At 37.1% G+C, this 13,324-nt stretch carries 16 protein-coding genes and 2 rRNA genes; 3 read left to right on the top strand and 15 right to left on the bottom strand.

The features are described 5' to 3' along the window. From JOC76_RS28160 to JOC76_RS28150, 3 genes are all read right to left on the bottom strand, one after another. Positions 1 to 186, bottom strand: a 16S ribosomal RNA gene (locus JOC76_RS28160); the annotation flags it as partial. A 386-nt stretch (positions 187 to 572) separates the two neighbouring features. Next, positions 573 to 689 (bottom strand): 5S ribosomal RNA (gene rrf / locus JOC76_RS28155). Positions 690 to 923: 234 nt separating this feature from the next. Beyond that, positions 924 to 1,568: an SDR family oxidoreductase gene (locus JOC76_RS28150; RefSeq protein ID WP_205182091.1), complete on the bottom strand. Its 645-nt coding sequence runs from the start codon at positions 1,566 to 1,568 to the stop codon at positions 924 to 926. 317 nt (positions 1,569 to 1,885) lie between these two features. On the opposite strand from JOC76_RS28150, the gene serC reads away from it, so the two are divergent. Further along, entirely contained in the window at positions 1,886 to 2,983 is a 1,098-nt protein-coding gene (serC, locus tag JOC76_RS28145) for a 3-phosphoserine/phosphohydroxythreonine transaminase (protein ID WP_205182090.1), read from the top strand. A 45-nt stretch (positions 2,984 to 3,028) separates the two neighbouring features. Here the strand turns inward: serC and JOC76_RS28140 are convergent, their stop codons facing one another. From JOC76_RS28140 to JOC76_RS28120, 5 genes are all read right to left on the bottom strand, one after another. Then, entirely contained in the window at positions 3,029 to 4,030 is a 1,002-nt protein-coding gene (locus tag JOC76_RS28140; protein ID WP_205182093.1) for an LLM class flavin-dependent oxidoreductase, read from the bottom strand. 146 nt (positions 4,031 to 4,176) lie between these two features. Beyond that, positions 4,177 to 4,326 carry a hypothetical protein gene (locus JOC76_RS28135; protein ID WP_205182089.1) on the bottom strand — a complete coding sequence of 50 codons (150 nt, stop codon included), beginning with the start codon at positions 4,324 to 4,326 and terminating at the stop codon, positions 4,177 to 4,179. A gap of 39 nt (positions 4,327 to 4,365) precedes the next feature. After that, on the bottom strand, positions 4,366 to 4,506 hold the full coding sequence (locus tag JOC76_RS28130; RefSeq protein WP_205182088.1) for a hypothetical protein: 141 nt from the start codon (positions 4,504 to 4,506) through the stop codon (positions 4,366 to 4,368). Positions 4,507 to 4,613: 107 nt separating this feature from the next. Next, on the bottom strand, positions 4,614 to 4,886 hold the full coding sequence (locus JOC76_RS28125) for a hypothetical protein (protein WP_205182087.1): 273 nt from the start codon (positions 4,884 to 4,886) through the stop codon (positions 4,614 to 4,616). Between the two features lie 76 nt (positions 4,887 to 4,962). Then, on the bottom strand, positions 4,963 to 5,613 hold the full coding sequence (locus JOC76_RS28120; RefSeq protein WP_205182086.1) for an LbetaH domain-containing protein: 651 nt from the start codon (positions 5,611 to 5,613) through the stop codon (positions 4,963 to 4,965). A 655-nt stretch (positions 5,614 to 6,268) separates the two neighbouring features. Here JOC76_RS28120 and JOC76_RS28115 point away from each other — a divergent pair. Together JOC76_RS28115 and JOC76_RS28110 are read left to right on the top strand one after the other, a co-directional pair. Further along, a complete protein-coding gene (locus JOC76_RS28115; protein WP_205182085.1) occupies positions 6,269 to 6,718 on the top strand; it encodes a S1 domain-containing RNA-binding protein in 450 nt (149 codons plus the stop codon). A gap of 123 nt (positions 6,719 to 6,841) precedes the next feature. After that, positions 6,842 to 7,645 (top strand): HAD family hydrolase, encoded by an 804-nt coding sequence (locus JOC76_RS28110; protein ID WP_205182084.1) that lies wholly within the window; start codon positions 6,842 to 6,844, stop codon positions 7,643 to 7,645. An 81-nt stretch (positions 7,646 to 7,726) separates the two neighbouring features. On the opposite strand, the gene JOC76_RS28105 is transcribed toward JOC76_RS28110, so the two are convergent. The 7 genes from JOC76_RS28105 to JOC76_RS28075 all read right to left on the bottom strand — a co-directional run bounded on the left by JOC76_RS28105 (position 7,727) and on the right by JOC76_RS28075 (position 13,133). Continuing rightward, a complete protein-coding gene (locus tag JOC76_RS28105) occupies positions 7,727 to 7,894 on the bottom strand; it encodes a hypothetical protein (RefSeq protein ID WP_205182083.1) in 168 nt (55 codons plus the stop codon). A 163-nt stretch (positions 7,895 to 8,057) separates the two neighbouring features. Beyond that, positions 8,058 to 8,750 (bottom strand): LrgB family protein, encoded by a 693-nt coding sequence (locus JOC76_RS28100; protein WP_239558062.1) that lies wholly within the window; start codon positions 8,748 to 8,750, stop codon positions 8,058 to 8,060. Further along, entirely contained in the window at positions 8,750 to 9,124 is a 375-nt protein-coding gene (locus JOC76_RS28095; RefSeq protein ID WP_239558061.1) for a CidA/LrgA family protein, read from the bottom strand. Before JOC76_RS28095 ends, JOC76_RS28100 begins: the two co-directional genes overlap by 1 nt. 128 nt (positions 9,125 to 9,252) lie before the next feature. Beyond that, positions 9,253 to 10,131, bottom strand: coding sequence for a LysR family transcriptional regulator (locus tag JOC76_RS28090; protein ID WP_205182081.1), 879 nt, complete (start codon positions 10,129 to 10,131; stop codon positions 9,253 to 9,255). Positions 10,132 to 10,260: 129 nt separating this feature from the next. Further along, positions 10,261 to 10,743, bottom strand: coding sequence for a BsuPI-related putative proteinase inhibitor (locus JOC76_RS28085; protein WP_205182080.1), 483 nt, complete (start codon positions 10,741 to 10,743; stop codon positions 10,261 to 10,263). Positions 10,744 to 10,832: 89 nt separating this feature from the next. After that, positions 10,833 to 11,627, bottom strand: a complete 795-nt coding sequence (locus JOC76_RS28080; RefSeq protein WP_205182079.1) for an HAD family hydrolase — start codon at positions 11,625 to 11,627, stop codon at positions 10,833 to 10,835. A gap of 312 nt (positions 11,628 to 11,939) precedes the next feature. Beyond that, the gene (locus tag JOC76_RS28075) at positions 11,940 to 13,133 is read right to left on the bottom strand and encodes a glucose-1-phosphate adenylyltransferase (protein WP_205182078.1); all 1,194 of its coding nucleotides are present in this window, start codon (positions 13,131 to 13,133) and stop codon (positions 11,940 to 11,942) included. Between the last annotated feature and the right edge of the window lie 191 nt (positions 13,134 to 13,324).

Here is a 13,324-nt window from a genome sequence, read left to right as displayed (position 1 = left end):
AAAGAGTTATCCGGTATTAGCACCGGTTTCCCGGTGTTATCCCAGTCTTACAGGCAGGTTGCCCACGTGTTACTCACCCGTCCGCCGCTAACCAAAAGAGCTGCGCTCTTATTTGATTCGCTCGACTTGCATGTATTAGGCACGCCGCCAGCGTTCGTCCTGAGCCAGGATCAAACTCTCCATGAAATTTGATTTGCTCATAAAAGTTACGTTGGCATAGTTTCAATTAAGAAACTAGTAATTATTGTTTGTTGACGTATTTGTTTGTTTAGTTTTCAAAGAGCAATGTCACTAAAAGCAACAGAAATACAATCTTAACGGATTTCTCACATTCTATCAATCATCAATTATTTCCAATTGACTAGCACGCTCTTTTTCAAGAGCAGCTTTTCTAAGATAACATCGTAAATAGTAAGTTACAATAGAAAGTTTTTCCATTTTTGATTCCTTGTTCACTCTCTTCAAGAGCGACTTTCCTATCATAACACCGTCAGTGTTTTCTTACAACAGATAGTTTTTCCAATCCTCAAAAAGGGGAAAGAAAAAGACAGAAACGTAAATTCCTGTCTCTCGCCTGGCAACGTCCTACTCTCACAGGGGCGCTTGCCCCAACTACCATCGGCGCTGAGAAGCTTAACTTCCGTGTTCGGTATGGGAACGGGTGTGACCTTCTCGCCATAATTACCAGACTATTTTTATGCCTCTCTCAAAGACGATTTTTACATCATATCACCAACAATCTAAATATACAACCAGAAATTTATTCCATTAAAACGTAGCACGAGTATTTTTGAAGAATGAAGAGGTTCATTTTGTTTTGAATAATTTCTAAAGAGTACTCGCCTTACTCACTACTAAAAAAAGAAAATTTATATGCAAAAAGACCCTGAATTTTCCAAGGTCTTTTAAATCTTGATGTCGTTTTATAAAAGTTTTAACGCTTCCGTAATCGAGATTTCTCCGGATACAAGATCAAAAGCTTTATAAAAAGTATTTCCTTCATCTAACGAGGCGATTATTGTTTTAGCTACATCCTCACGAGAAATCATTCCACTTTTAATATTTTCAGCCACTGAAATGGAACCAGTACCTTCACTGTCTAAGAGTCCGCCTGGACGTATAATTGTATATGTTAAATTACTTTGCTCAAGCATCTTATCTGCGTAATATTTAGCCACGTAGTAAGGCTTTATACCTTCTTTCCAGTTTTCTCTTCTATGTGCTTGAAGAGCACTGACCATGATAAAACGTTTTATTTTCGCCTCTGCTGCTGCTTCAATTGTTTTAACTGCACCATCAAGATCGACTAATAGTGTCTTATCTGCACCTGTATGACCACCAGAACCGGCGGTAAAGACAATCGCATCACACCCCATTGCCCCTTCGGCAATTTGTTCGACACTTTCTTCTAGATTCACAATTGCCGTTTCAATTCCGAATGATTGGAAATTATAAGCTTGTTCCGCCTCCCGCACCATGGCTCTTACTGTGTGCTTATTCGATTTCGATAATATTCGAATCAATTGGGTCCCAATTTTCCCGTGTGCACCTACCACAAAAACCTTCATGCCTTAACCCCTTTTTGTATAATCTTTGGTTATATTATTTCTTTTAAAAAAGAAAAAACCTCATCAGACAAAAAATAATTAAAACCAGTGTATTAATTCATGAAAGTTTCCATAATCTCTATAACTAGACAGACACAATTTGTACAGTATATCCTATTAAAATTCAAAAAATTTTCACATTCCCCCCTAATAAAACGTTTCCATTTTGCTAATAATAAACTTTTGTAAAATAACTTCCCGGAAATAACTAAAATTTATTTTCCGAAAATTGAATCTATGTTATAGTCGTAATAAACCAAATAGATGGAGTGAGAAATGTGAAATTACAAGTACAACGTGCCTACAATTTTAATGCAGGTCCTTCTGCACTACCTCTTTCAGTCTTAGAAAAAGCTCAAGCGGAGCTAATTAATTTCCGTGGTACAGGAATGTCAGTTATGGAACTAAGCCACCGTAGCCGACCTTACGAAGAAGTACATAATCAGGCGATTAACAGCTTAAAAGAATTATTAGCTATTCCTGATAACTATGAAGTTCTATTTTTACAAGGCGGAGCTAGTCTCCAGTTTTCCATGATCCCAATGAATTTTTTACAACCTGGGAAAAAAGCTAGTTATGTTATGACCGGTTCTTGGTCAGAAAAAGCCTTCGCTGAAGCTAAATTATTTGGTGAAGTATATCAGGCTGCATCAACAAAAGAAGGCAACTATCGTAGCATTCCAAAATTAGAAGAATTACAATTCGACAAGGACGATGCTTACGTCCACATCACATCTAACAATACGATTTATGGTACACAGTGGAAAGACTTCCCTGATACAGGTGATGTACCTCTAATTGCCGACATGTCTAGTGATATTCTTTCTACACCAATCGATGTTAGCAAGTTTGCTCTTATTTATGCGGGTGCCCAAAAGAATCTTGGTCCATCAGGTGTTACGGTTGTCATTATCCGCAAAGATTTTCTAGAACGTGCAAACACAAATATCCCAACGATGTTAAAGTACAGCACACATGCAAAAAATAATTCGCTTTACAATACACCACCAACCTTTGGTATTTACATGCTTGGAGAAGTTCTAAATTGGGCACGAGAATTAGGTGGTTTGGAATCAATCGCTAAGCAAAATGAAGAAAAAGCAAACCTTATTTACTCAGTTATTGACGAAAGCAACGGTTTCTACATTGGTCATGCGAACCAAGACAGCCGCTCACTCATGAACCTAACCTTTAATTTAAAAAGTCCGGAACTAGAGAAGAAATTCTTAGAACAGGCTAAACAAGAAGGATTTGTTGGAGTAAACGGTCACCGTTCTATCGGCGGATGCCGCGTGTCTGCCTATAATGCTGTCCTAGTTGAAGCTTGCCAAGCTTTCAGCGAATTTATGACTCAATTCCAAAAAGATAATAACTAAAAAAACACCCTCTGTGTTTACAGAGGGTGTTTTTTTTATCATCAATCATTGTCCATCAACGATTTCCTTAAATATCTCATACGAACGTTTTTGCTTTTCTGGACTAAAGATATATGACACCGCCATGATTTCATCGACATTGTATCTCTCTTGGAAATTCGTTAATTGCTGACTGACGGTTTTTTTACTGCCCAATAATGTAACACTCGACATCGAGGAAGCCATTTCTTTTTCCATTGGGTTCCAAAGCTCATCTAAATTTTCAACTGGCGGTCGCAATGGATTTTGTGTCCCGCGGACGACATTTAGGAAAAATTGCTTCATGGTAGTCGATAGGAATGACGCTTCCTCATCGGTTTCAGCAGCAATCACATTTAAGCAGACCATCATGTATGGTTTTTCGAGGTACTCTGATGGCTGGAATCGCTCACGATAAATCGTAATCGCTTCTTCCATGAATCTTGGTGCAAAGTGGGAAGCAAATACATATGGCAGTCCCAAACTTGCGGCAAGATAAGCGGAATCTGTTGAAGATCCTAAAATATAAATCGGGATATTGCTACCAACCCCAGGATACGCTTTAACATAACCTTGCTCCTCAATTGGTCCGAAATAAGTAAGTAATGACTGTACATCCTGCGGGAAGGTATAAACAGAATCATTTTTCGAACGCCTTAAGGCACTTGCTGTCATCATATCGGTTCCGGGAGCACGGCCAAGTCCTAGGTCGACCCGGTTTGGAAACATTGTCGCCATTGTCCCAAATTGCTCCGCCACTACAAGGGGTGCATGATTTGGCAACATAATCCCACCCGATCCAACTTTGATTTGTTTCGTATGTTCCAATGTGTGTTGAATTAAAATCGAAGTTGCTGAACTAACCAGTGTCGAGGTGTTATGATGCTCCGCAATCCAATAGCGTTGATAACCCATTCTTTCTACAGCCTGCGCAAGATTTATCATTGCCTCAATTGCTTGTTTGGAATCTTGTCCCTCACGAATAGGTGCTAAATTTAAAACCGATACAGGTATATTAATGGTTGGCATATTTAAGTGTCCTTTCATTTGTAATTCCTTATTATAGTAACAACTGATAAAAAGGAAACAAACTTATATGCTTAAGTTCTACAATTTAAAATCAGATAGGTAATATTTTTGAAAAAAAAGACTGCCACTTGGCAGCCTTGATATCATTATTTCACTTTATTATTTGAACTCTGAATCGGGACATTTTTGGGTCGCTCAGGATAGGTAGCTTTCCCATCACTATCATTGGGACCGGTAAGATTGTTTCTTTGATCCAGAACTCTTCCTGTATATTCAATCGGATTATTTTGTGGCATTATTTCACCTCCAAGGTGAGATTGAAGCCTTACTTATTCTTATTTTTTCTTACCCCATCCTAATACCTTTAATTTATACTCGGCCTCACTCATGTTCGGATTTTTCTTTGGCGGGCTATTTTGAAGACCATTCTTTAATTCGACATTGGCATCATCGTTTGTATTATATTTTTCATCCATAGGTCACGCCTCCTTTACGTTATTTATTATGAACGGAATCAACCTGTTCATTCTTTGTTACATAATAAAAAACCTCTAACAATTTGTAGAGGTTTATAAAGTATTAATTAATCTGTATATGATTCAATTGCCTGATCTAAGGCGTTATAAGCTTCGCCGAATGCTCCAGCAGACGATACGTCACCTGCATTTTGTAAGGCGCCCATTGAATTTCTAGCCTGTGTTACTGCTCGAATACAATTTTCAATCATTGTACCTTTATCACCATTTTGTTCCACAGCCTGTTGAAGTTGAGCAATACATTGGTCTAGGTTAGCAGTTTCTGGATGATCGTATGCTTTTTCTAATTCTTCTTTCACTTGTTGTAATACGTCCTTCATTCGATAGTCCCCATTTCATCTTATAGTAAACAAAGGGTAGTATCACCAAGTCACCATGATCATATTCCCTCAATAATTAATGTGTTAAGCCACAAGAACACTTGGTCTTACCAAAAAATATGGAATAAGTTAGAGGAAACTCACGATTAACTCTTTGTACCTCTTTTGCAAATTCTTCCTCATTTTTGGGTACCTTCGATAAGCGATCTGCTTTTGCTTGTGTATCGATATTGGCACCAGGTGGCACGAAACTATGCGGCTTAAGTTTTACACCGCCTGTAACAACCGCATTGGGGGAAACGAAGCATCCTTCCCCTATTTGCGTATTATAAACAATCGCTTTAAATCCTACAAAAACATCCGGTCCAATTTCACAAGGGCCATGAATGAGTGACCCATGTGCACAAGAAACTCTTGGACCCATATATATGGAGAAATGTTTGTAAACCTCTACATACTTATTTTTTAAACCGTGAAGAATAACACCATCTTGGAGATTACAATTCTCTCCGATATAAAACGGAGAACCCTCATCGGCGCGGATACTTACAAAAGGGCCAATGTAGGTATTTTCCCCGATGCTCACATCACCCACTACATAGGTAAATGGACTTAAAAAAGCTGTTCTTTTAATTTTTGGAAAAATGGGATTGGGATTGAAGGAAGTTGGAGGATTGGAACCAATGAAATAGCTATAAATATTATATGGACCGTATAAATTCGTCAAAAAAATTTCCCCCTTTCAAATTCCGTACTATATTTCTTATACGTAGGCTTACAAAAAAACATTACCCATCAAATGTAAAAAGCGAGCCAGCATTGTGCTGACTCGCCTGCTATATACTTCATTGGCATACCCCGTTTCTGTATGAATAAATTGATTTTTTTTTTAAAAGAGGCAAAACATTGGATTGACAGCAATTAAGTTTATTCATTTACTACGGCAAGCAACATATTTTTATTAGGATATAACGTTTTGCTATTATGACAAAAGCTTCTATGCAAACCAACTCCCGCCATAATGAAAATGAAATGCAAAACAATCATCTCCATTACTAATTCCGATTCACTTTAAAATTTACCGGTTTTTAAATCAGATTTCTTTTCCTCCTTTCTACCGGTAACACTTCTATAATTTTCTATTGAACCAAGCCACCTCCTTGGTAGAATTTTCTCCCTTATCGGAATTCGTTTGGGTCATGCATTTCATTACACTAATATTATTTCCTCACCTTTCCAAATATCTCGGTATAGTTGTTACATTCCTGTGAACCTTTAGGCATGAATTGGCATAAGAAATAGAAATAGAGTTTATGTTATTTTTCTAGAATTTTTGATATAATAAAGTGTCTTTAACATTTATGAGGGGGAAATTTATTTTTATGTCAGTTGAAGTAGGCAGTAAAGTACAAGGTAAGGTAACCGGTATCACTAATTTTGGAGCATTTGTAGAATTACCAGGTGGGACTACAGGCTTGGTACATATTAGTGAGGTTGCGGATAGCTACGTAAAAGATGTTAACGATCATCTAAAAATTGGCGATGTAGTCGAAGTAAAAGTAATCAGTGAAAAAGACGGAAAAACTGCCTTATCCATTAAAAAAGCAATCGATAAGCCTGAAGGACAAACTTCTTCTTATTCACAGCGCCCACAGCGTCAAGGTAGAGGCGATAGCCGTTCAAAGGATTTCCGTCCAAAAGGAAACTTCAAACCTAAGGAAAGCTTTGAAGATAAAATGGCCAAGTTCTTAAAGTCTAGTGAAGAGAATTTATCAAGCCTCAAACGCAACACTGAAACAAAACGCGGTGGCCGAGGTGGCAGACGCGGCTAAGCTTCGTATTGCAATAAATCTCGATATAGATCAAATGGCAAGCTTTATTAAGAAGCTTGCCTTTCTCTTTATAGTCGAAATGGTAGAAATGGTGCCTGTCACCAATAGAAAGGACACAAAAGCATGAAATGTATTTCAATTGATTTAGACGGTACTTTATTGAATTCTGAAAGTGAAATTACTACTGAAAGTGTGAAGGTGTTAAACGAACTACAGGCGCGTGGTCATTGTTTGATTTTAAACACAGGTCGTGCTTATGCGGATGTCATTAAATTAGAGGCTGTTCAAAAAATCAAGATGCCCATATTTTGCATCAATGGATCAGTATTATATTCAGCGGATCAGGAGTTGCTTTTTGAAGCTACCCTGCCTCTTGATGTCTATAAGAACGTTTTTTCAGCCCTAAAAGGAATGGATGTAGGAATCCTCGTCTATACAAATTATGGCGGCCTACCGTCTACACTACCTCCTTTGCGCGAAAAAAGTAGACAAGAACTAGATAAGATCTTTCATGAGTTCAATTATGATCAAATTCTTGATAAAGAAGATTTAAAAATCTACAAACTCATTGCACTTGTTCATCCGGACCAGCTTGAGAAAATTGAAGAAGTAAAAAATGCATTAACAAGGAAATTCCCTATTTCAATGGCGTCTTCCCATCCAAATAATGTAGAAATCACCTCGAATGAAGCGCATAAAGGGAAGGCCTTATTACGCTATCAGGATATGATGAACCTCACATTTGATGAGATCTTTGCTTTTGGTGATGGCGGCAACGACATTGCTCAATTTGAAGTAGCCACTACTGCCGTAGCAATGGAAAATGCACCAATGGAGGTTCAACAAGCAGCAGATGTAATTACAAAGTCTAATGATGAAGATGGCTTTGCCTATGCAGTCCGCCATCTGTTAGGATTACTTGATTAAATATTTACTTAGCGGAAATGAGAATTCTAAAATCTCGTTTCCTTTTTTATTGCAATAAAAGGCATCTATCTTCCCTAAGGGCTAATACCGCGTTAGCTGTTTCATAATCTCTCGTTTTCTTTCTTTATCGGTAATTCTCGTCATATCAAGGGCAAACTCATGCCCCTTATGTTTAGATCGCAATATTTCTCTGATGGCATTTTTGATACTTTCCTCATCATCCCTTACAACAATGACATTTCGGAGCATTTATCTTCCCCCCAGAACCTATTCCTTTTTTTCAGTCCAACCCATTCATTCTATGATATCAACTTTTCATTTAGCCCCTCAAAAAACCTTTTTTAATGATATTCTTCAGATTAATCCCCAAAAAATAAGGCCGCCATTTATTAAAAATGACAGCCAAAGTTTTTTATAAAATATGATGTAAATTCATTAATGATGGAATCAATAATGCTCCCCAAACTAAGGTAATCAAAGCAGCAAAAATCATGGCTAGAGATGAAAAGGTTGCTTCTTGTTTCCCGTACTCCATTGCTTTATTCGTACCTACACCATGTGCACCCATCCCTAATGCAAGCCCTCTTGCAATGGGTGTTTTAATCGATAACCCTTTAATAACTGAAGGACCCACAATACCACCAACAATCCCTGTAATAATAACAAAAACGGTTGTTAACGTTGGCAGTCCGCCAATTTCCTTTGAAACCTCAATAGCTATTGGAGTAGTAATCGACCGAGGTAATATGGAAATGATAAAATCAGAATTCAAATGGAACAATTTGGACAAACCGTAAGTAGAAAAAATCGCTATCAGCGTTCCACAAGTGATACTAACAAGAATCGTTCCAATATATTTTTTAATTATCGCTAAATTTTTATAAATAGGTACAGCAAATGCAACTGTTGCCGGTCCTAGTAAATGGGTGAGCCACTTAGAAGCATTTATATATTGATTTGCAGAAACATGTGTTATCGAAATAAGTGCAATTAACAAAATAGGTGATAACAGCAAGGGGTGAAAAAACGGCATGTTCCATTTACTATATGCCATTTTTGACCAACGATATATTACACAGGTCGCTATGGTAAATAAGATCATCATCAATGCTGCTCACTCCCTTTTCGCCCCATAATTTTTTCTGCAGTTACTGCTGTCATTCCCATTACAATAATGGTACTAATCCCAATTAACCCCACAATCTCGGCTCCTTGTAAGCTTAAAATCTCATTATAGTTCACAATTCCGACCGCTGAAGGGATAAAGAAAAGTAATAGCTCGGCTAATAACCAATTCGCTCCCTTTTCTATCCACTCTAATTTAATCAATTTACAGCAAAGGGCAAGAAACAATAGAAATAAGCCAAACATGGAAGCTGGTATCGGAAGTGGAATCACTTCTTTAAGAGCAGCTCCTAAAAATAAAAACACATGTAAAAATAACACTTGTAATACAATGACGCCTAGTCTCATCTTCATGATCCTTTCTATATGGAAAAGGGGAAAATTTTCTCCTTTTGAATTTACGAATTAAAGTATAGAGTAATCCTAAACTCTTTTTTATCATTCGTAAAATACATATTAAGAATCATTTTCATAACTAAAAGTTATAATGGTTCCTTTAAGATGAAGTCAATAAAGGTCCTGCCTGCATTTGAGATATAACGGTCTTTTTTTGTAAGCACTGCCAAACGCCAAAGAATTTTTTGTTTAAGATCAATGACCTCGATATCACTAGTAAAAACACGGTTACAAATCCCCTGTGGAAGAATGGTTATCCCAAGATTAGCCGCTACCATTTCTGTCATGAAATCCCATTGCGAGCTTTGAAACAAAATTTTAGGTTCATATCCTGCAGCAATACACTCATTTCTCATGATTTTATTAAGAGCAAACTCTTCGTGATAAAAGATAAACTCTTCATCCTTTAATTCTTCCATATCGACTACCTTTCGCTTCGCCAAACGGTGGTCTTTGTACACTAAGAGCTTCATTTCTTCTTCAACAATGGGATAAATATCAAATTGCTGCTCATCAATTGGCAGGACGGCAACCCCTAGTTCAAATTCCCCTTCCTCCACACTCTTAACGACCCTCGCACCGCCATACTCTGTTATCTTGAGTTCAATATTAGGGAAAGTATGATGAAACTTGGCAATCACTCGCGGAAAAAATAAACTGCCAATAAATGGCGGCAGTCCGATATTTATTTGCCCTCTTGTTAAATCGGTCATATCGTTAAGGGTGGTTTTCATTTCATCTAAAAGGCCATACATCTTTTGAGAATATTCGAGGACAATTCTGCCTGCATCCGTTAATTCACTTGTTTTATTTGAACGGATGATTAATGTCATGCCAAGCTCTTCCTCTAAAGCCATAATTGATTTGCTAAGAGCCGGCTGTGACAAATGCAGTGCCACTGCTGCTTTTGTAATACTTTTATGTTTCGCCACCTCAGAAAATAATTGCAATTGTCTTAATTCCAACACTTACACCTCGAATAAATAATTTAATCTAATCGTATTATAATCTACAATAATCGTGTCTATATGATACATAACGCCCAATGTCGACAAAAAAAACACCTCCATATCCTGGAGATGCTTATTGATGATTTAAGGATTTTTAATAATTAAATCCGAAACAGCTTTTGCCTCTAATTCAATAGCCGTCAAAAATACCTCAATCTTATAATGGCCATCAGGTAGATTTGAAATAATGAAATCTTTGGTAATTTCCTGATTATTTTTAAAGATAACCTTTTTAATAACTTGGGTAGACATCACATCATCCGAGTATTGTTTTACCTTTTTACCTGATGAATCAAATATAATGTAATCAACCTTTAATCCCGTGCGGAATGTTAGTTTTTTGGGTTTCCCCGAGATATTTTTCACAGTATAGTGAATCAGCGTATTCTTTTGGTCTTTATTTATTACGATTTTTGGAAGAAAATCAGACGCGACCTCGTTTTCTTTAGGAGAATTATTTTTACTGTCTTCTGAACTAGCATTTGTTTTACTAGTAGATCCACACCCGGATAACAAGCACGCGATAAAAGCAAAACAAATAAAGACAAGACTTATTTTTTTTCGCATTTTTTGAATCCCCTTTTTTCCAATAATTATTACATAGTATCAGCTAAATAGTCTCTGAAAAAAGGGGAAAGTTACAAATTATTTTTGGTTTATTTTTCCTTAATTTCTTCTAAGATAGAAAAAAGCTCTTCCAAATGCTTAATTTCATAAGTAGGAATCACTTCATTTCGCTCTTTGTCATGGCGGTTAATCCAAACGGTTTTAATGCCTGCGCGGTTTGCCCCTAAAACATCTGTCATTAGATTATCTCCAACCATAATGACTTCATCCTTTTGAAGTCCCATAAGAGATAAGGCATGTTCAAAAATAGACGGATCTGGCTTTCCCCTTCCAAAATCTCCAGAGATAACAATTTGGTCAAAATAAGGAACAAGTTCAGGTGTAATTTCCAATTTCGTATTTTGTAATTCAGGTGAACCATTGGTTAAAAGAAGTAGCTGATAATTGCCTTTTAATTGGTTTAAAGTATCAAAAGTTTCTTCGTATACAAAAGGAGATTTTCGTCTTTCCAGTGGGAAACGCTCTGCTAACTCTTGACCCAGTTCAAGGTTATCAATACCCATTTTCTTTAACCCAGCAGTCCAAGCATCCTTTCTATAGCTTGGTACAGTTTCTTTCATTTTCCTGAAATCTTCAAGATTTTCATCCGCAAAATTACCCCATAGTCCTTCAAACGGGTTAATCCCAATCATTTGAGTAAAGGAATAGAAATCGTAGGAGGAATAGAGTTCTCTTGCAGCCTCCCGAACTGCCTCTTCTAATTGTTCGGCATTAATTCCATAACGTTCTTCTGCCACCTTACATGTGGCTACAAAAGCTTCCTTTACACTCTTTTGATCCCAAAGAAGTGTATCGTCTAAATCAAAAAATATCGCTTTTATCATTTTTGCTAGCTCCTCTAGTAAGTTATATTTTTAATAGTTTACCATTTTACGATGTAAAAACAAAATATTTCTTAAATTTTTAAAAATAAGGCTCTGGTAAATTTGGCTATTGATTTCCGCTCCAGCCGCGGGCGTTCCGGGGAGCCTCCTCGGCGCTGAAAGCGCCTGCGGGGTCTCCCCTGCCCCGTACTCCCGCAGGAGTCGAGCGCCTTCCGCTCCAATCAACAGGGTACAAAAAACAACAATATCGTTTAATAGAGCCAAAAATAAAAAAGGTATGTGAATTTTGTGTTCACACACCTTTATTCTACTCTAAGAAACCACTGATACCACCTTATTATTGTTGGAAAAATCAAGCAAGGCAGGATCAATCGTTTCATTATGGGCAACCACCATTAAATGGGTTTCGGGATTTTTTGCAACAATTATAACTCCATCCATAATCTTTGTTTGACTTCCAATGACAGCATTTTCAATCCAGACATTTTCACCAATTATTGATTGTGGCAGAATGACGGCATTTTTAATAAGTGCTCCTCTTCCTATCTTGACACCGTTATAGATAACTGAATTTTCAACGGTACCGTAAATTTCACAGCCTTCACTTACAATACTTTGATGCATTCTTGCACGTTCATCAAAGTATAAAGGCGGCTCATCATAATATGCGGTTTGGATTCTCCATTCAGGATCTTGCAGAAAGATATTCTTTTCACTCGTTAATAAATCCAGGTTCGCTTCCCAATAACTATGGACTGTGCCAACATCCTTCCAGTATTTATTAAAATAATACCCATAAAGTTGTAACCTATCAGCTAACATCGAAGGAATAATATTCTTTCCAAAATCTCTTTGACTATTTTCCTTTCGTTCCTCACGTACTAGATACTCTTTTAGAGTTGCCCATTTAAAAATATAAATTCCCATTGAGGCTAAATTGGAAGTTGGGTGTATTGGCTTTTCTTCAAAGCTTAAAATTTTATTGTTCCTAGAATCTATTTTCATCACACCAAAGCGGCTAGCCTCCGCCCAAGGGACTTCCACTACAGCAATCGTACAATCTGCATTTGTTTCTATATGCTGCTCCAGCATGACAGAATAATCCATTTTATAGATTTGATCCCCAGAAATAACAAGTATATTATCTGGATTATTCTGTTCGATAAATTCAATGTTTTGAAACACAGCATGAGCTGTTCCTTCGTACCAGTCAACACCAGAGTCATTCCGCTGATAAGGTGGTAAAATGGAAAGCCCTCCAGAACGGTTAAAATCATTCCAATAACTACAGCGCACAAGATGAGCATGCAATTCGAGTGGTCTATATTGGGTTAAGATTCCAACCGTCTCAATCCCAGAGTTTTTACAATTGCTTAAAGCAAAGTCTATGATGCGATATTTACCGCCAAATGGCACCGCTGGTTTTACAAGTGTCTTGGTAAGGAGATTTAATCTCGTCCCTTTTCCTCCTGCCAATAGCAATGCAATCCACTTTTTCCTCTTCATTGTCTACCTCCTCCTCATCATTTTTTAACCATTTGTACTTTAAGAAATATTTACTGCTTATACTTTTATTATCTCCGAATATTTCCATTTTTTCGTTTAAACTGTTACAGCTTTGTGAATGAACAATCATTTTTTATCGACAGAATTCCACTATTTCCCTCCTTTAATCAAAACTTTATATAAAAACTGCG

Origin of the sequence: Neobacillus cucumis, from assembly GCF_016908975.1 — a bacterium.
Lineage (GTDB): Bacteria > Bacillota > Bacilli > Bacillales > Cytobacillaceae > Neobacillus > Neobacillus cucumis.
Note: the sequence above shows the minus strand (reverse complement) of the source record. Positions and strands in the feature narration are given on the sequence as shown.

Coding starts and splice junctions, on each gene's coding strand:
- JOC76_RS28075 (WP_205182078.1), bottom strand. CDS start 13,133: ATGAAGAGGAAAAAGTGGATTGCATTGCTATTGGCAGGAGGAAAAGGG.
- JOC76_RS28085 (WP_205182080.1), bottom strand. CDS start 10,743: ATGCGAAAAAAAATAAGTCTTGTCTTTATTTGTTTTGCTTTTATCGCG.
- JOC76_RS28080 (WP_205182079.1), bottom strand. CDS start 11,627: ATGATAAAAGCGATATTTTTTGATTTAGACGATACACTTCTTTGGGAT.
- JOC76_RS28125 (WP_205182087.1), bottom strand. CDS start 4,886: ATGAAGGACGTATTACAACAAGTGAAAGAAGAATTAGAAAAAGCATAC.
- JOC76_RS28130 (WP_205182088.1), bottom strand. CDS start 4,506: ATGGATGAAAAATATAATACAAACGATGATGCCAATGTCGAATTAAAG.
- JOC76_RS28110 (WP_205182084.1), top strand. CDS start 6,842: ATGAAATGTATTTCAATTGATTTAGACGGTACTTTATTGAATTCTGAA.
- JOC76_RS28095 (WP_239558061.1), bottom strand. CDS start 9,124: ATGAAGATGAGACTAGGCGTCATTGTATTACAAGTGTTATTTTTACAT.
- JOC76_RS28150 (WP_205182091.1), bottom strand. CDS start 1,568: ATGAAGGTTTTTGTGGTAGGTGCACACGGGAAAATTGGGACCCAATTG.
- JOC76_RS28100 (WP_239558062.1), bottom strand. CDS start 8,750: ATGATGATCTTATTTACCATAGCGACCTGTGTAATATATCGTTGGTCA.
- JOC76_RS28140 (WP_205182093.1), bottom strand. CDS start 4,030: ATGCCAACCATTAATATACCTGTATCGGTTTTAAATTTAGCACCTATT.
- JOC76_RS28135 (WP_205182089.1), bottom strand. CDS start 4,326: ATGCCACAAAATAATCCGATTGAATATACAGGAAGAGTTCTGGATCAA.
- JOC76_RS28105 (WP_205182083.1), bottom strand. CDS start 7,894: ATGCTCCGAAATGTCATTGTTGTAAGGGATGATGAGGAAAGTATCAAA.
- JOC76_RS28115 (WP_205182085.1), top strand. CDS start 6,269: ATGTCAGTTGAAGTAGGCAGTAAAGTACAAGGTAAGGTAACCGGTATC.